The sequence below is a fragment of the Dactylococcopsis salina PCC 8305 genome (assembly GCF_000317615.1).
Classification (GTDB): domain Bacteria; phylum Cyanobacteriota; class Cyanobacteriia; order Cyanobacteriales; family Rubidibacteraceae; genus Halothece; species Halothece salina.
In genome coordinates this window covers 2013009-2029028 of sequence record NC_019780.1, presented here as the reverse complement: position 1 = coordinate 2029028, position 16020 = coordinate 2013009, and the positions used below count along the sequence as shown (strand labels likewise).

16 protein-coding genes and 1 pseudogene are annotated in these 16020 nt (G+C 44.5%); 8 read left to right on the top strand and 9 right to left on the bottom strand.

What is annotated here, in order from left to right; all coding sequences use genetic code 11:
- Positions 1–19: 19 nt before the first annotated feature.
- The 7 genes and pseudogenes from DACSA_RS10020 to DACSA_RS09990 all read right to left on the bottom strand — a co-directional run bounded on the left by DACSA_RS10020 (position 20) and on the right by DACSA_RS09990 (position 5671).
- Entirely contained in the window at positions 20–1276 is a 1257-nt protein-coding gene (locus DACSA_RS10020) for an RNA-guided endonuclease InsQ/TnpB family protein (protein ID WP_015229644.1), read from the bottom strand.
- Between the two features lie 102 nt (positions 1277–1378).
- Positions 1379–2509 (bottom strand): annotated as a pseudogene (locus DACSA_RS10015) (ABC transporter transmembrane domain-containing protein); the annotation flags it as partial.
- 55 nt (positions 2510–2564) lie between these two features.
- The gene (locus DACSA_RS10010) at positions 2565–2777 is read right to left on the bottom strand and encodes a hypothetical protein (RefSeq protein WP_015229642.1); all 213 of its coding nucleotides are present in this window, start codon (positions 2775–2777) and stop codon (positions 2565–2567) included.
- A gap of 44 nt (positions 2778–2821) precedes the next feature.
- Positions 2822–3064 (bottom strand): DUF4351 domain-containing protein, encoded by a 243-nt coding sequence (locus tag DACSA_RS10005; protein ID WP_015229641.1) that lies wholly within the window; start codon positions 3062–3064, stop codon positions 2822–2824.
- A complete protein-coding gene (locus DACSA_RS10000; protein ID WP_015229640.1) occupies positions 3064–3909 on the bottom strand; it encodes a DUF4351 domain-containing protein in 846 nt (281 codons plus the stop codon). Before DACSA_RS10000 ends, DACSA_RS10005 begins: the two co-directional genes overlap by 1 nt.
- A 50-nt stretch (positions 3910–3959) precedes the next feature.
- Positions 3960–4790, bottom strand: coding sequence for a DUF4351 domain-containing protein (locus DACSA_RS09995; protein ID WP_015229639.1), 831 nt, complete (start codon positions 4788–4790; stop codon positions 3960–3962).
- A gap of 50 nt (positions 4791–4840) precedes the next feature.
- Positions 4841–5671 carry a DUF4351 domain-containing protein gene (locus DACSA_RS09990; RefSeq protein ID WP_015229638.1) on the bottom strand — a complete coding sequence of 277 codons (831 nt, stop codon included), beginning with the start codon at positions 5669–5671 and terminating at the stop codon, positions 4841–4843.
- A gap of 1182 nt (positions 5672–6853) precedes the next feature.
- On the opposite strand from DACSA_RS09990, the gene ldpA reads away from it, so the two are divergent.
- The 5 genes from ldpA (at position 6854) to DACSA_RS20630 (ending at position 11890) form a co-directional block, all read left to right on the top strand.
- Complete coding sequence (ldpA, locus tag DACSA_RS09985; RefSeq protein ID WP_015229637.1) at positions 6854–7954, top strand: circadian clock protein LdpA; 1101 nt, start codon at positions 6854–6856, stop codon at positions 7952–7954.
- Positions 7955–8101: 147 nt separating this feature from the next.
- A complete protein-coding gene (locus tag DACSA_RS09980) occupies positions 8102–9811 on the top strand; it encodes a R3H domain-containing nucleic acid-binding protein (protein ID WP_041235797.1) in 1710 nt (569 codons plus the stop codon).
- Between the two features lie 76 nt (positions 9812–9887).
- Positions 9888–10619, top strand: a complete 732-nt coding sequence (gene tpiA / locus DACSA_RS09975) for a triose-phosphate isomerase (protein ID WP_015229635.1) — start codon at positions 9888–9890, stop codon at positions 10617–10619.
- A gap of 250 nt (positions 10620–10869) precedes the next feature.
- A complete protein-coding gene (folP, locus tag DACSA_RS09970; RefSeq protein ID WP_332248578.1) occupies positions 10870–11718 on the top strand; it encodes a dihydropteroate synthase in 849 nt (282 codons plus the stop codon).
- Position 11719: 1 nt separating this feature from the next.
- Positions 11720–11890, top strand: a complete 171-nt coding sequence (locus DACSA_RS20630; protein WP_156800755.1) for a hypothetical protein — start codon at positions 11720–11722, stop codon at positions 11888–11890.
- On the opposite strand, the gene DACSA_RS20625 is transcribed toward DACSA_RS20630, so the two are convergent.
- Positions 11877–12188: a hypothetical protein gene (locus DACSA_RS20625; protein ID WP_041235430.1), complete on the bottom strand. Its 312-nt coding sequence runs from the start codon at positions 12186–12188 to the stop codon at positions 11877–11879. The two genes, DACSA_RS20630 and DACSA_RS20625, sit on opposite strands and share 14 nt — an antisense overlap.
- Positions 12189–12530: 342 nt before the next feature.
- Between DACSA_RS20625 and DACSA_RS09960 the strand changes: the two genes are divergently transcribed.
- The 3 genes from DACSA_RS09960 to DACSA_RS09950 all read left to right on the top strand — a co-directional run bounded on the left by DACSA_RS09960 (position 12531) and on the right by DACSA_RS09950 (position 14987).
- The gene (locus DACSA_RS09960; protein ID WP_015229633.1) at positions 12531–12929 is read left to right on the top strand and encodes a phasin family protein; all 399 of its coding nucleotides are present in this window, start codon (positions 12531–12533) and stop codon (positions 12927–12929) included.
- Between the two features lie 70 nt (positions 12930–12999).
- Complete coding sequence (locus DACSA_RS09955; protein WP_015229632.1) at positions 13000–13965, top strand: prohibitin family protein; 966 nt, start codon at positions 13000–13002, stop codon at positions 13963–13965.
- Positions 13966–14012: 47 nt separating this feature from the next.
- Positions 14013–14987, top strand: a complete 975-nt coding sequence (locus DACSA_RS09950) for a prohibitin family protein (protein WP_015229631.1) — start codon at positions 14013–14015, stop codon at positions 14985–14987.
- A gap of 220 nt (positions 14988–15207) precedes the next feature.
- Here the strand turns inward: DACSA_RS09950 and DACSA_RS09945 are convergent, their stop codons facing one another.
- Entirely contained in the window at positions 15208–15987 is a 780-nt protein-coding gene (locus DACSA_RS09945) for a Stp1/IreP family PP2C-type Ser/Thr phosphatase (RefSeq protein ID WP_015229630.1), read from the bottom strand.
- Between the last annotated feature and the right edge of the window lie 33 nt (positions 15988–16020).

Genomic DNA, 16020 nt, shown 5'->3' with positions numbered 1-16020 from the left:
CTTCCTGCGTCGCACTGATCTAGGACTGGTTCCCCAATCCCCCGACAGATCGCTCTTGAGGGGAAACCCCATCGGTAGCAGGCTGTTTCCTTTCCGACGAGTCCCGCCGTACTAAATTTAATCCTCGATTTCTTAACACGCTTGCCGCCGCCACATCCCGATCTGCTTCATATTTGCATTCAGGACATTTATGAACTCTTACGCTCAAGTCTTTCTTGACGTGAACACCACAATTGGGGCAAGTTTGACTACTTCCTCTTGCCTCAACAACATCAAAATACTTTCCACGTTTCCAACAGACTTGTTGAGTAATGGTTCGGAACTGTCCAAACCCTCCATCCAACATTTCTTTTCCAAGCATTCCTTGAGATGTAATGCGGTAATCCAAATCTTCCATGAAGATCATGTCACCAGCATCACACAAAGCATGAGCTTGTTTATAGTGGAAATCTTTTCGAGTATTGCTAATTTTGTGGTGCATTCTTGCTACCTTGATGCGTTGTTTCTCGTAATTCTTTGACCGTTTCTGTTTTCTAGAAAGTCGGCGTTGCAGTAATTTCAACTCGCTTTGCATTTTCTTAAAAAACTTTGGCGGTTTGACGAGAACCCCATCACTGGTCGCTAAGAATTTCTCTAACCCGATGTCCACACCTAATGGATGACCATGAGGTTGTGGATCAGGGACATCAACATCTAATTGGATACAAATTGAAACATACCATCGATCTGCTTTCCTAATGACTCGAACCTGTTTAACTTTGAACCCATCTGGAATTGGACGATGAACATTGATTCTGATTTTCCCAATTTTAGGTAAGTTAATTTGCCACATCCCCCCTAACCCCCCTTCGTAAGGGGGGAAAAGAAGGGGGGATTCCTTAAACTGTGGAAAAAGAATTGACTTAAATTGTCCAAACTTTTTGAATCGAGGAAAACCATACCCTCTTTCTCGAAAAAAGTCCCATGCTCGATGTAACTGCTTAATGGTTTGTTGTAAAACTTGAGAGGGGACTTGTTTGAGATTCGGAAATTCCTTTTTCGCTTTGGGGAGTTGATTAAGCTGAGTTAACTCGCTAGGAAATTTAGCATCAACAGGGATGATATATTCCGAAACTAAACTACATCGGTCAATGCTACATTTTCGACTATTACACCAATCTTTAATTTCTCGAAGCGCGTAATTGTAAGCACTTCGACAAACTTCCATGATCTCAAGGAGCCTTTCTTCTTGAGATTGATCGGGATAGATTCGGTACTGATAGTTTAAAGTTAACATCGACCTAATTTATTGGTAACTTCTTTATGGTAAGATGTTTATTGTATGTTGTCAACTTGTTAATTGTTAGTTTAAGGATGTCCTGTCGGACTCTTATTTATTGGCTGGTATTTCCAGAGAAAGGTTCTTAAAAACTGGTTTTTGTTCGGGATAGGAAAAAGTCACGCGATCGAGCTTAATTTCTCCTTGTACTTTCTGCACTGGTAAAGGTTGATCGCCACTCGCGATCGCAATCGGCGTTTCTAACAAATTCATCACCCGATAAATCGAAGCCATCGCCCGTTGATATTCATCCATCAATTCACTTAACTGCGTAAAGGGCCATAACAAGCGTTGAACAATAAACACAATAAACCCGTAAGTTCCCGCCGAGAGATTGCCATTAGCGACTTCTAAGCCCCCTAAAAATAAAGTGGCGGTGAAGCCGATTAAAATTAAAATCCGAATCGAAGGAACAAACGCGGCACTTAAAGCGATGGCTTTCCCATTACTGTGGCGATAGGCTTCACTTTCTTTTTTAACCCGATCGCGTTCATAACTTTCAGCAGTAAAACTTTTAATCGTAGCAATACCAGAAAGATTATTATTCAAACGAGTGTTAATTAAACTTGCTTTATCGCGCACCTCGGCATAACGGGGAGCAAGTTTTTTTTGGAACGCGATCGACCCCCACAAAACAAAGGGAATCGGCAACATCGCCAGCCAAGACACCCCAGGGGCCAAGACAATAAATGTTCCTCCCACAAATAAAATCGTCGTGAAAAAACGGAGAAATCCATACGCCCCAAAATTCAAAAATCGCTCTAATTGGTTAATATCATCATTAAGAACCGCCAGAAAAAAGCCCGTACTTCGTTCTTCAAAATAACTCAACTCCAACTCTTGCAAATGACCATAAGCATCTACTCGCAATTCATGTTGTAAGGTTTGGGCTAAGTTTTGCCAGAGACGACTGTAAGCATATTCCGTGAGAGATTCCAAACTCCAAATCAAGAAAGTAATCAGAGAAACGATCGCCAGTTGGGTGGTGATGCTGGTGAAGCCAAAACGGGAAATCAAGGAGTTTTCCTGTTGTACCACCACATCGATCGCAACTCCAATGAGATAGGGTGGGGCTAAATCAAAGATGGTATTGAGAATAGAACAGGCGATCGCGCCCCAAATTTGAGTTGCATAACGGCGACTGTGGCGAAATAAACGGGAAAGGGGATGATTGGACGGGAAAATAAGCATTGTTGAGAAAAAAGTAGCAAAACGGATTTTAAACAACGGTCAGATAAGACTTTCTTCAATGCGCGATCGCGTCACTTTTCACCCAATCAGTTAAATCGGTTAATTCTTCATCATCTTCTGTTGTCGGTTTACCAAACTCGGCTTCGAGTTCCCGTTGTTCTTCATCGCTGACATAGGGAATCAAAATTTGACATAAATTGTGTCTTTCTTCGTAGATGACTTCCCGCACAGTTTCTTTGATTAGAGCTTTAAGTTCTTGTTTTTCCATGTTTTAGAGCGTAATCTGTTCTACTTTAATATCATAGCGATCGCCTAACCTACACGATAAAATTCGTTCAATTGACTCCACCAAGTTTCTAAATCTCCCATTCCCTGAAAATCCAGTAACGCTTCTCCGAGGTTTTCTAATTGTTCGAGAGAGAGACTATTGACGCGATCGCGCCACGGTTGCGGTAACTCGCCCACTCGTCGCGTTAGTTGACGGAGAATCAGCGATCGCCCTTCTTCTTGTCTTCCTTCTCTGATAATATCTTGATAAATTACTGACTCTCGCATTATCCCCTCCTTGAATAATCGTTGGATGTATCCCACCAGGTTTCTAAATCTCCCATTCCCTGAAAATCCAGTAACGCTTCTCCGAGATTTTCTAATTGTTCTAGAGAGAGACTATTAACGCGATCGCGCCACAATTGCGGTAACTCGCCCACTCGTCGCGTTAGTTGACGGAGGATCAGCGATCGTCCTTCTTCTTGTCTTCCTTCTTGTCTTCCTTCTCGGATAATATCTTGATAAATGACTGACTCTCGCATCATCCCCTCCCTGAATAATCGTTTCACCAAATCTTTCTCATATTTTAACCCAGCGACAATTTGCGCGTAAGCTGAAATTTCCACTCTCTTCTCTTCTTCCAGTTCATTCACTTGTTCCACTACTTGTTGCAATAGGGTTTGTGGTTCATTAGTCGCCGTTAATGGGGCTAAGGGTAATAATGCGGGATCATGGAGAAACCTATCTGGATTTTCTTCCCATAATCGAATCACTTGATATTGATGGTCAGTGTTTTCGAGGGTAAATCGGGTTTCAATCACCTCAGTCTCAGGAGGGGGGAGTAATAAAACCACCACTTGGGTAATCGGTAAGCGATACAAACGATAGAGACGCACCCAATAATCTAACATTCGTAGAGGAAGCGGTGGCTTCGATCGCCATTGGGTTTGAAACTCTAAATGGAGAATTCGTCCCTGTAGTTGCAGGAAAGTGACGGAATCAGCACGGATGGGTTCAATGCTGAGTTCGGTTTTGAGCACTTCTACATTGGTTTGTGGGGTTTTGAGTACCCAACTGGCAAAGTTGGTGGGATATTTTTCTGATAAGAGTTTACAGAGATTATCGAAGGACATCTAGAAAAAAGGGAAATGGACTTGAATTTTAGCATTATCCCTTTTTTATCTCAATTTTCCTCTAAGGTACGCCACCAGGTTTCTAAATCTTCCATTCCCTGAAAATCGAGTAATGCTTCTCCGAGATTTTCTAATTGTTCTAGAGAGAGACTATTGACCTGATCGCGCCACGGTTGCGGTAACTCGCCCACTCGTCGCGTTAGTTGACGGAGGATCAGCGATCGTTCTCTTTGTTCTCCTTCTTCTCTTCCTTCTCTGATAATATCCTGATAAATTACTGACTCTCGCATCATCCCCTCCCTGAATAATCGTTTCACCAAATCTTTCTCATATTTTAGCCCAGCGACAATTTGCGCGTAAGCTGAAATTTCCGCCCTCTTCTCTTCTTCCAGTTCATTCACTTGTTGAATTACCTGTTGTAACAAGGTTTGTGGCTCATTAGTCGCCGTTAATGGGGCTAAGGGTAATAATGCGGGATCATGGAGAAACCTATCTGGATTTTCTTCCCATAATCGAATCACTTGATATTGATGGTCAGTGTTTTCTAAAGTAAATCGGGTTTCAATCACCTCAGTCTCAAGAGGGGGGAGTAATAAAACCACCACTTGGGTAATCGGTAAGCGATACAAACGATAGAGACGCACCCAATAATCTAACATTCGTAGAGGAAGCGGTGGCTTCGATCGCCATTGGGTTTGAAACTCTAAATGGAGAATTCGTCCCTGTAGTTGTAAAAAAGTGACGGAATCAGCACGAATGGGTTCAATGCTGAGTTCGGTTTTGAGAACTTCTACATCGGTTTGTGGGGTTTTGAGTACCCAACTGGCAAAATTGGTGGGATATTTTTCTGATAAGAGTTTACAGAGATTATCGAAGGACATCTAGAAAAAGGAAAAATGGACTTGAATTTTAGCATTATCCCTTTTTTATCTCAATTTTCCTCTAAGGTACGCCACCAGGTTTCTAAATCTTCCATTCCCTGAAAATCCAGTAACGCTTCTCCGAGATTTTCTAATTGTTCTAGAGAGAGACTGTTAACCCGATCGCGCCACGGTTGCGGTAACTCGCCCACTCGTCGCGTTAGTTGGCGGAGGATCAGCGATCGTTCTCTTTGTTCTCCTTCTTCTCTTCCTTCTCTGATAATATCCTGATAAATTACTGACTCTCGCATCATCCCCTCCCTGAATAATCGTTTCACCAAATCTTTCTCATATTTTAGCCCAGCGACAATTTGCGCGTAAGCTGAAATTTCCGCCCTCTTCTCTTCTTCCAGTTCATTCACTTGTTGAATTACCTGTTGTAACAAGGTTTGTGGCTCATTAGTCGCCGTTAATGGGGCTAAGGGTAATAATGCGGGATCATGGAGAAATAACTCTGAATTTTCTTCCCATAACCGAATCACTTGATATTGATGGTCAGTGTTTTCTAAAGTAAATCGGGTTTCAATCACCTCAGTCTCAGGAGGGGGGAGTAATAAAACCACCACTTGGGTAATCGGTAAGCGATACAAACGATAGAGACGCACCCAATAATCTAACATTCGTAGAGGAAGCGGTGGCTTCGATCGCCATTGGGTTTGAAACTCTAAATGGAGAATTCGTCCCTGTAGTTGTAAAAAAGTGACGGAATCAGCACGAATGGGTTCAATGCTGAGTTCGGTTTTGAGCACTTCTACATTGGTTTGTGGGGTTTTGAGTACCCAACTGGCAAAATTGGTGGGATATTTTTCTGATAAGAGTTTACAGAGATTATCGAAGGACATCTAGAAAAAAAGGGAAATGGACTCGAATTTTAGGAGAATGCTCTGTTATTAGTTATACCATCTTGAATAATTGGTGCTACAGTATCGACTACTTAAGCCCCCCAAACTTGGGGGGTATGGGGGGCTTTAATGTAACTTGACTTGTCGGGTAGGTTAGGGAGATTACTCTCCCCTTCCCCCCTCAGAACCGTGCGTGCGACTTTCACCGCACACGGCTCAAGCAAGAGCAGACCCTAATAGACTGTCTTTGTACTTGTCAAGGTTAGTTAAACCGCTCGCACTTACGTTTACCATATGGTAATCTAACTTTTCGCGCGACTTTTAAGACGTTCCAATTAATCGTTCGAGTTACTGACTCACCCGTGTCCAAGTTAGCTCCCCTTTCAGGTAGGGCAAATTTTGAACCCTTATCCGTCAAGTTATACCCCGAAGGGTTTTCCTCATGCTTTCAAGTTCCTGCTTGTCCAATCCGATTATCGGTTATCCGAAGTCAGGTCGTCGGAGAAGAAACTGCACGGAATCAGCAGACGGCGTTTGCTTTTTGGACTGTCCCATACCCACTGGGGAATTGTGCCTCCCTTACGGTTAGCCTACTGGTAAACCAGACCCCATTGGGCAAACCCACGTTTCACATTTGAGAGATACGCTCAACTTAGGTGGTGTTCTATCCGCCGAGGGTTTATGGTGTGCTAGTCTATCCATGCTTTAGGGATAGACCTCCGAGACTCCATTGGAAGAGGAGACTTCTTACCGTTGCCCTTGACAACCCACTACTTGCTCTCGCTTTCGTGGCTAATCAACCCTATTTTACTACTCGCTCGGCACGCTCACCTTAACTTATAGGGACTACCATTACGACGGCTCATCGAACACTTCACGTTAGTTCACCATATTGAACTTTCCCTAGCACTTATTCCCTTTCTGGCGAGTCATACTTAGGATATAGTTACACTTAACTCCCTGCTTTCCACCCCACCGTTACCAGCGACGCAGTTGGGAGCGGGAATACCCATGCACACTTGGGCAGAGTCTTTCTGAGGGACTCACTCTCTAAATGCAACATCGTGTCGCACTTCCAAAATAGTATTATATCGTCGCCAAACGGTTTTACAACAAGCGGAACGGGTGATTATCTTAGAAGAAGGAAGTTTGATCCGAAATCAATCCTCTTCAACAAATTATATGTACGGAAACCCCTTACAATCTTTAGAAACGGGTCACTGGTTTAAACTCATTTGTGGCGCAAGTTACCAACATCTCCCTGCGGTGAGGAGTCTGAGTTTAGTTTATGCGTTAGCTGGTGCTGACTGTATTGATGTGGCGGCGGATGCGGCGGTGGTGGCTGCTGCCAAAGAAGGATTGGCGGTGGCTTCCCAATTACACGACAGTGCGAGAAAACGAGGCTTTTTCCCTCTCTGTCGTCCCTGGTTGATGGTAAGTTTAAACGATGGGGAAGACCCCCATTTCCGTAAGGCGACGTTTAGCCCGAATTTATGTCCGACGGACTGTTCTCGTCCTTGTGAGGCGGTTTGTCCTGCTGATGCGATTAACTTTTCAGGAGTGATTACCGATCGATGCTATGGTTGTGGGCGCTGTTTACCTGTATGTCCATCGCAACTGATTACGGCTCAATCTTATCAGGTTTCTCCTCCGACCATTGTTGAACAATTACAGGACTATCACATCGACGCGATCGAAATTCACACCCAAACGGGACGAGAAGAGGCGTTTCAGCGTTTATGGGAAGCACTACAACCGATTATTCCCCAACTCAAAATTTTAGCCATCAGTTGTCCAGATCACCCCGATTTAATTCCATATCTGAAAACCCTGTCCGAAAAAATCTCCCCTTTACCCTGTCCCCTGATTTGGCAAACAGACGGACGACCAATGAGTGGTGATCTAGGCAAGGGAACCACTCGCGCTACAGTGAAGTTAGCGCAAAAAGTCCTCGCGGCTAACCTCCCCGGTTATGTACAACTTGCGGGTGGCACAAACGAACACACTGTAACCAAACTCCAATCGGAACAATTGCTTAATTCTCCTCCCCATTTTCCTAAATCTTACGTTGCAGGAATTGCTTATGGCAGCTTTGCTCGTTCTCAGTTAAGCTCGTTCCTAGAGTCTTTAGAACAGTTGTCCCATGATGATCCCCCTGAAACGAAAAACAATCTATCTTCTCTCCAACTAGAAAATCATCCCTCTCTATTGTGGAAAGCGGTAACTCAAGCAGATGCTTTAGTATCTCAACTGAAACGCTATCCGCAACAAGTGAGAGTCTAAACCCTCTCCTTTGTGAATCCTGAATTTAATTAACCGATAAAAACGTTTATGGTGAGTCAAAATCAACGCCAACTGGATCAGCAACCCGATCAAGTTTTAGATCAGTCTGTTAAGGAAGCAGAAACCGAAAAGCCTTTATTTCAACGGATGCAGGTCACTGATGATTTAGATACTTTGTTAGCGACCCTTCCTCCAGAAATTTCTAGCACCTTGACCAATCATCCTCAACGAGGAGAATTGATTGAGGTAGTGATTGATTTGGGACGAAAACCCGAAGCCCGTTTTGCTAATAACTGGGAATACTTGCGAGAAGAACCGGTGACGCGAGAGGATATCCAGTTTTGCAGCGATCGAGTGGGGATGTTCAGCGGCGATAATCGTGCAGGAATTGAACGCACGTTGCATCGCATTAGTGCCATGCGGAATCGTGGGGGCGAAATTGTGGGTTTAACTTGTCGCATTGGACGAGCGGTTTATGGCACGATCGGGATGATCCGAGATTTGGTGGAAACGGGTCGATCGATCTTAATGCTAGGTCGTCCAGGTGTCGGCAAAACCACTGCCTTGAGAGAAATTGCTCGCGTTTTAGCTGATGATCTCAACAAACGAGTGGTCATTATCGACACTTCTAATGAAATTGCTGGCGATGGTGATATTCCTCACCCCTCGATCGGACGCGCACGACGGATGCAGGTGTCTCGTCCCGAATTACAGCATCAAGTGATGATCGAAGCGGTAGAGAATCATATGCCAGAAGTGATCGTCATTGATGAAATTGGCACAGAATTAGAAGCACTTGCCGCCCGCACGATCGCGGAACGGGGGGTGCAGCTAGTGGGAACAGCCCACGGTAACCGTCTGGACAATTTAATTAAAAATCCCACCCTTTCCGATTTAATTGGAGGCATCCAAGCGGTAACTCTCGGAGACGAGGAGGCTAGACGCAGGGGATCACAAAAAACCGTTTTAGAACGGAAGGCACTCCCCACCTTCGATATTGCGGTGGAAATGCTAGAAAGACGACGCTGGGTCGTCCATCAAGAAGTATCGGAAACCATTGACCAATTCTTACGGGGACATGATCCAGCAACGGAAGTGAGATTAGCCAATGAACAAGGAGAGGTGGAAATTTACACCGAAGCAGGATCATCAAAATCCACGCCTTATGGCAATGGTAAAACTCACCTCCAAAACCCTGTTTTGCCTCGTCCTACGGGTTGGCGTGCCTCTGGACAAATGACCCCAGTAGAATCCTCTCCTCCTCATAATCCAGAGTTTGAACAACTGTTAGATCAATCTTGGCAGCAAGCGGATCAAAGCAAAAAGGTACGCACCCCAGGACCCAATGGCGAAGATTGGCCCGTGTATGTGTATCCTTATGGCATTAGTCGGAATTTGTTGGATCAGGTGCTAGAGTTGTTGAAGTTACCTGTGGTTTTAACAAAAGATATCGAGTCCGCCGATGCGGTAATTGCGCTTCGATCGCAAGTGAAAAACCATTCTAAGTTGCGTCAAATGGCGAAAAACAAAGAAGTCCCGATTCATGTGGTTAAATCGAACACTTTGCCCCAAATTACTCGCACCCTCCAACGATTACTTGATCTTGACCCGACAACTGCTGAAGGAATAGACTTCCGAATGTTTACAGAAGGCAGTAGTCAAGACGAGATGGAGGCTTTAGAAGAAGCGCGGTTGGCAGTGGAACAAATTGTGATTCCGAAAGGACAACCTGTAGAATTACTGCCGCGTCCAGCAAATGTGCGGAAAATGCAGCACGAACTGGCGGAACATTATCGCTTACAGTCCAATAGTTTTGGAGAAGAACCGAACCGACGTTTGAGGATTTACCCTGCTTAGAAGTCGAAAATTTGGTTGCACTTCCCGTTGGGAGATAAACTAATTTGTGCAAGATTATTAAAAAAGGGTAAAGACATTGAGAAGAGTTGTTATTGCTGGAAACTGGAAAATGCACAAAACCCAAGCAGAATCTTTAGAGTTTCTGCAAAGTTTTCTCCCACTATTGGAAAATACTGCCGAAGACAGAGAAGTGATTTTATGCGCCCCCTTCACTGATTTGAGTGTGATGTCCAAAAACTTACATGGGACTCGTGTTCGTTTAGGATCACAAAATGTTCATTGGGAAGAGTCGGGCGCATTTACTGGGGAGATTGCTCCCAGTATGTTAACAGAAGTGGGCGTTACCTATGCTGTGGTGGGACACAGCGAACGTCGTCAGTATTTTGGCGAAACTGACGAAACGGTTAATTTCCGCGCTCGTGCGGCTCAAAAAGCCGGGTTAAAGCCGATTTTGTGTGTTGGGGAGAGTAAACAACAGCGAGATGCTGGGGAAACTGAGGCGGTGATTACTCAACAGTTAAAGGCGGATTTAGTTGGGATTGATTTGTCCGGTTTAGTGATTGCTTATGAACCGATTTGGGCGATCGGAACGGGCGATACTTGTGATTCAAAAGAAGCCAATCGTGTGATTGGTTTAATTCGATCTCAGTTAAGCAGTGCTGATGTTCCGATTCAATACGGCGGTTCGGTCAAAACTGCTAACATTGATGAAATTATGGCGCAACCCGAAATTGATGGAGCTTTGGTCGGTGGTGCGAGTTTAGATGCAGAAGGTTTTGCGCGAATCGTCAATTATCAATCAGCGTAAGAAAACGTAGGTTGGGTAGAGACGTTTCATGGAACGTCTCCACGCGAAACCCAACACCAATTATAAGCTGATGTTACGATTTCATACCTGTTGGGTTACATTTCATTTCACCCAACCTACGGTGTTGGGTTACATTTCATTTCACCCAACCTACGGTGTTGGGTTACATTTCATTTCACCCAACCTACAGAAGAAGGTTATCCAGTTCCCCCAAACTTGGGGGTTAGGGGGCTAACCTTACCAATAACCAATGACTATGAACAATAAACATTTAATGATTCGAGATCAAGATTTTGTTTGGGGAAAGCGAACTTATCTCATGGGAGTTCTTAATATTACCCCTGATAGTTTTAGTGATGGCGGTGATTATAATAATTTAGAAGAAGCATTCGATCGAGCCGCCAAGCTAGTAAATGCGGGCGCTGACATCCTCGATGTTGGTGGACAATCTACTCGTCCAGGTGCAAAATCCATTTCCCCAGAAGCAGAATTGGAACGGGTGATTCCAGTGATTAAACGGATTCGTAAACACTTAAATGTTCCCATTTCTGTAGATACCACTCGCGCTACGATCGCAGAACAAGCAATTCGATCGGGCGCTGATTTGGTTAATGATATCTCTGGAGGAACATTTGATCCAGAGATGTTACCCACTGTTGCTGAGTTAGAAATCCCGATCGTTTTAATGCACATTCGGGGAACACCAGAAACCATGCAACAGTTAACAGATTATGATGATCTCGTAGGAGAGATTCTAACAGTTTTAGAAGAACGTATTGCAGCTGCGGAACAAGCAGGGATCGCTCGATCGCGCTTGATAATTGATCCTGGTATTGGCTTCGGGAAAACTTATGAACAAAATCTCGAACTGTTGCGTCAACTCCATCAATTTAAGTCTCTAGGAGTGCCAATTTTAGTGGGAACATCCCGTAAAAGTTTTATTGGTAAAATTCTCGATCAAAGTGATCCTAAACAACGAGTCTGGGGAACAGCAAGCACTTGTTGCGCTTCGATCGCGCAGGGAGCAGATATTTTAAGAGTCCATGATCTCCCTGAAATGTGGGACGTTTCCCGTGTGGCTGATGCGATCTGGCGTTAAGATGACAACTTCTAGAGTAGCGCGATCGAGCTTCGCTCAATCAATAAGTAGGTTGGGTGAAGAAGACGAAACCCAACACCAAACCAGTACATTAGAAAAACGTAGGTTGGGTGAAGAAGACGAAACCCAACACCAATCAGTCATTAGTCATGGTCTATCTAGGGTTTCCTGAATAAAACTGAAACCTTTACCCAATGAGGCTTTAAGGCTCTTAACCCCTCAAAAAAGTGCAAGGGAGACAAGGGAGAAATGGGAGAAATGGGAGAAATGGGAGAAATGGGAGACAAGGGAGACAATTTTTCTTCCCCATCTTCCCCATCTTCCCCATCTTCCCCATCTTCCCCATCTTCCCCATCTTGCCTTTTGCCTAAGGCAACTTGCCTAAGGCAACTTGCCTTTTGCCTAAGGCAACTTGCCTCTTGCCTTTTGCCTCTTGCCTTACTAAACCAACCAATGGACTTTTTCAGCAAACCCTAGATAGGGTTTGCTGAAAAAGGCGCGATCGAGCTTTTCTTCAACACACCAAAGACTTGTCGAGTAAGGTTAAGCATATTTTTCTCTGACTGGGTAAAAATACGGTCAATGAGTAGTAGTAGGGTTTGCCCTGCCCACCCTACGGTCTTGGTTATGTTAAAAATGAAGTAGATCGTGCGAAAAGCAGAATGGGTTTAAACTCGGGAGTAGTGCGGTGGTGCGATCATTAACCGAAAGTGTCACCAATAAACATTGATGTAGCGAAGCTACCGCCCTTCGGGCATCGCGCTTTCATCCTAATCCTATCTTAATCAATGCCCTCGGAGGATCATTAATCCATGTCAAATCAATTTGGACTCGGCGACATCTTACAAAAAGCCTTTTATTTCGGAGTCGGTTTAGCTGACTACGCACAAGAACAAGCAAGGGAAAAACTAAAAGAACTTCGTACCCAAAGCCAAAAACTCGCAGATGAGTTAGTGAAACGCGGAGAAATGAACTCAGAAGAAGCCCGTCAGTTTGTAGAGGAACTGATTTCTGAAGCCCAACGAGGACAAACGGAGTCAAGCAATCAGTCATCAGAAAAAGGAGAACCGCGACGGATTGAAATTATAGAAGATGAACCTGAAAGCGACAAGCAAACCACCTCGAAACAGGAAGGAGATGAAAACATTGACACCCTTCGGGAACAGGTGGAAGCGTTGCGGGAAGAGTTGAAACGTCTCCACAAAAAATAGATTAACTTCTCGCTGCGATCGAGCCTGATAAGATAAATGATAGCGCGATCGCAGACAAGGAGAAAAACCTTTGAACAAACAGACCAACCAAAGTTTAACCGCCATTATCGGTGGGATTATTGCCGCCTTATTGCTTCTAGTTGGTTTCAACTCTTATGTAGTTATCAACCCAGGAGAAGCAGGGGTTCTCAGTATTTTAGGAAAAGCCCAAGAAGACGCATTGTTAGAAGGGATTCATTACAAAATCCCTTTTATTTCTAAAGTGGATGTGTACGATGTGACCGTCCAGAAATTTGAAGTTCCCGCCCAAAGTGCGACCAAAGACTTACAAGATTTAAAAGCCAGTTTTGCCATTAACTTCCGTCTTGATCCCGTGCAAGTGGTGGATATTCGTCGGAAACAAGGCACATTAAGTAACGTCGTCTCGAAAGTGATCGCACCGCAAACTCAAGAATCGTTTAAAGTCGCCGCTGCGAGGAAAACCGCAGAAGAAGCCATTACCAAACGGGATGAATTGAAAGAAGATTTTGATATCGCCCTCAATAATCGTCTGGATAAATATGGCATTCTCGTTTTAGATACCAGCGTCATCGATCTTAACTTCACCAAAGAATTTGCTCAAGCCGTTGAAGATAAACAAATCGCAGAACAACGCGCCCAACGAGCGGTTTATATCGCCAGAGAAGCCGAACAAGAAGCGCAAGCTGATATTAATCGCGCCAAAGGAAAAGCAGAAGCACAACGCCTCTTAGCAGAAACCTTACGCGCTCAAGGCGGATCACTGGTGTTACAAAAAGAAGCGATCGAGGCTTGGCGACAAGGCGGCTCTCAGATGCCCAATGTGTTAATTTTGGGAGGGGAAAACAAAAGTAGTATTCCTTTCTTATTCAATTTAGGAGATTTAGCAGATATTGATGAAGAGCGCCCTTCCCCCGAAGAAGCCTCTCCTCTCGATGAACCGTCTCCTTTTGAAACCGAAGAAGACGAATCTTCTTCTCTCGATCTTCCTCCTAGCTATGGAAACTTGCAGGAATAGCCGAAACGAAGAATAGAAAACTAATCACAAACTAGGAGCAAAATTTCTTGAATAAACCCAATTCCCAAAGCATAACCGCCATTATTGGTGGCGTGATTGCCGCTTTGTTATTAATCATTGGCTTTAACTCTTATACGGTGATTAACCCTGGAGAAGCTGGGGTTCTCAGTATTTTAGGAAAAGCACAAGAAGGCGCATTATTGGAGGGGATTCACTTTAAACCCCCCATTATTTCTAAAGTGGATGTGTATGATGTGACGGTTCAAAAATATGAAGTCCCGGCGCAAAGTGCCACGAAAGACTTACAAGATTTGAATGCCAGTTTTGCCATTAACTTCCGTCTTGATCCTGTTCAGGTGGTGGATATTCGTCGGAAACAAGGCACGTTAAGTAATGTTGTCGCGAAAGTGATTTCTCCGCAAACTCAGGAATCCTTTAAGGTGGCGGCTGCCAGGAAAACGGCGGAAGAGGCAATCACCCGACGGGATGAATTAAAACAGGATTTTGATATCGCGCTAAACAATCGCTTGGAAAAGTATGGGATTATTGTCCTTGATACCAGCGTTGTTGATCTGAATTTCACGAAAGCCTTTGCGCAAGCGGTAGAAGATAAGCAAATCGCAGAACAAAGCGCCCAACGAGCGGTTTATATTGCCAGAGAAGCGGAACAAAAGGCGCAAGCTGACATTAACCGTGCGAAAGGACGAGCAGAAGCACAACGCCTCCTCGCGGATACGTTACGCGCTCAAGGCGGATCACTGGTACTACAAAAAGAAGCGATCGAAGCCTGGCGACAAGGCGGCTCTCAAATGCCGAATGTCCTTGTCATGGGTGGAGAAAACGAAAGCAGTGTCCCTTTCTTATTTAACTTAGGGGATTTAGCGGATGTGGACGGCGATCGTCCTTCTCCCCAAGATGCTTCTCCTCTCGATGAACCGTCTCCTTTTGAATCAGAACAACAGGAGAATGAAGACTCCTCCTCTTCTCTTAATCTCCCTCCTGGTTATGGAGGACTGAACTAGGCTCTAATTAGGGTTTGCTGTTGGGAAACTGAAAGTTTTACCAAATAAGGATTTGAGGCGATTAAGATCTGAGTAAAAATGCAAGTTCATTGATTGTTCAATCGTCACGCACCTTCCCTAAGGCAACTTGCCTCTTGCCTAAGGCAACTTGCCTCTTGCCTAAGGCAACTTGCCTTTTGCCTTACTAAACCAACCAATGGACTTTTTCAGTAAACCCTAATTAGTATTCTGAGGAAAGGGTATCCGCTTCATCTAGATTACGGAAACTTTCCTCAGTTTCTCCTTCTTCAATGACAATCACCGTAACGTTATCAGAACCTCCGTTTTCCTTCGCAGTTTCGATCAGTTCGGTAACGGCTTCCTCACAGGTTTCTGCTTCCTGTAAATACATTCGGATTTCTTCTTCCGAGACTTCTCCCGTTAAACCGTCGCTACACAATAAAAGCCGATCGCCTGGTTGAACGTTGATGATATCGGTATCTATGCTATAAAGCTCTTTTCGTCCCAAACATTGAGATAAAACGTGGCGCCAGGGATGCACTCCCGCTTCTTCTGGGGAGATTGTTCCTGATTTTAACGCCCACGCCACCCAAGTATGATCTTCTGTGAAGGGAGTGAGAATATTATCTCGCCAGAGGTAAAGTCGTGAGTCTCCCACATGAACACACCAAGACTTGTCCTCCCGAAAGACAACCGCGACGACGGTTGTTCCCATCTCCGCGCGTTCGGGATGGGTTTGTTGGTCGCCGATAATCTTTTCGTTAGCTTCTTCCACTGCTTGATGAAGCAAGTTTTCGGAATTGAGGTCAGACTCCCAATGTTCTTCGAGATAGTCGCTGATTACCTGAGTCGCAATTTTACTCGCCTCTTGTCCGCCAGCGTGTCCCCCCATCCCGTCAGCAACGATAAAGAAACGCCCTCGCGGGTCGTAATATAAGCAGTCTTGGTTGACTGCACGCATGACTCCTGTATCGGTTCGCCCATTAAAGCGACGTTTCATAGCCTTGATGTGATGATTAGTGTACAAAACAAA

Excerpts from the sequence above, each read along its gene's own strand:
- DACSA_RS09960 (WP_015229633.1), top strand. The coding sequence starts at position 12,531 with ATGTCAAATCAATTTGGACTCGGCGACATCTTACAAAAAGCCTTTTAT.
- DACSA_RS10010 (WP_015229642.1), bottom strand. The coding sequence starts at position 2,777 with ATGGAAAAACAAGAACTTAAAGCTCTAATCAAAGAAACTGTGCGGGAA.
- DACSA_RS10000 (WP_015229640.1), bottom strand. The coding sequence starts at position 3,909 with ATGTCCTTCGATAATCTCTGTAAACTCTTATCAGAAAAATATCCCACC.
- DACSA_RS09995 (WP_015229639.1), bottom strand. The coding sequence starts at position 4,790 with ATGTCCTTCGATAATCTCTGTAAACTCTTATCAGAAAAATATCCCACC.
- DACSA_RS10005 (WP_015229641.1), bottom strand. The coding sequence starts at position 3,064 with ATGCGAGAGTCAGTAATTTATCAAGATATTATCAGAGAAGGAAGACAA.
- folP (WP_332248578.1), top strand. The coding sequence starts at position 10,870 with ATGACTATGAACAATAAACATTTAATGATTCGAGATCAAGATTTTGTT.
- DACSA_RS09980 (WP_041235797.1), top strand. The coding sequence starts at position 8,102 with ATGCAGGTCACTGATGATTTAGATACTTTGTTAGCGACCCTTCCTCCA.
- DACSA_RS09945 (WP_015229630.1), bottom strand. The coding sequence starts at position 15,987 with ATGAAACGTCGCTTTAATGGGCGAACCGATACAGGAGTCATGCGTGCA.
- ldpA (WP_015229637.1), top strand. The coding sequence starts at position 6,854 with ATGTACGGAAACCCCTTACAATCTTTAGAAACGGGTCACTGGTTTAAA.
- DACSA_RS09990 (WP_015229638.1), bottom strand. The coding sequence starts at position 5,671 with ATGTCCTTCGATAATCTCTGTAAACTCTTATCAGAAAAATATCCCACC.
- DACSA_RS20630 (WP_156800755.1), top strand. The coding sequence starts at position 11,720 with ATGACAACTTCTAGAGTAGCGCGATCGAGCTTCGCTCAATCAATAAGT.
- DACSA_RS10020 (WP_015229644.1), bottom strand. The coding sequence starts at position 1,276 with ATGTTAACTTTAAACTATCAGTACCGAATCTATCCCGATCAATCTCAA.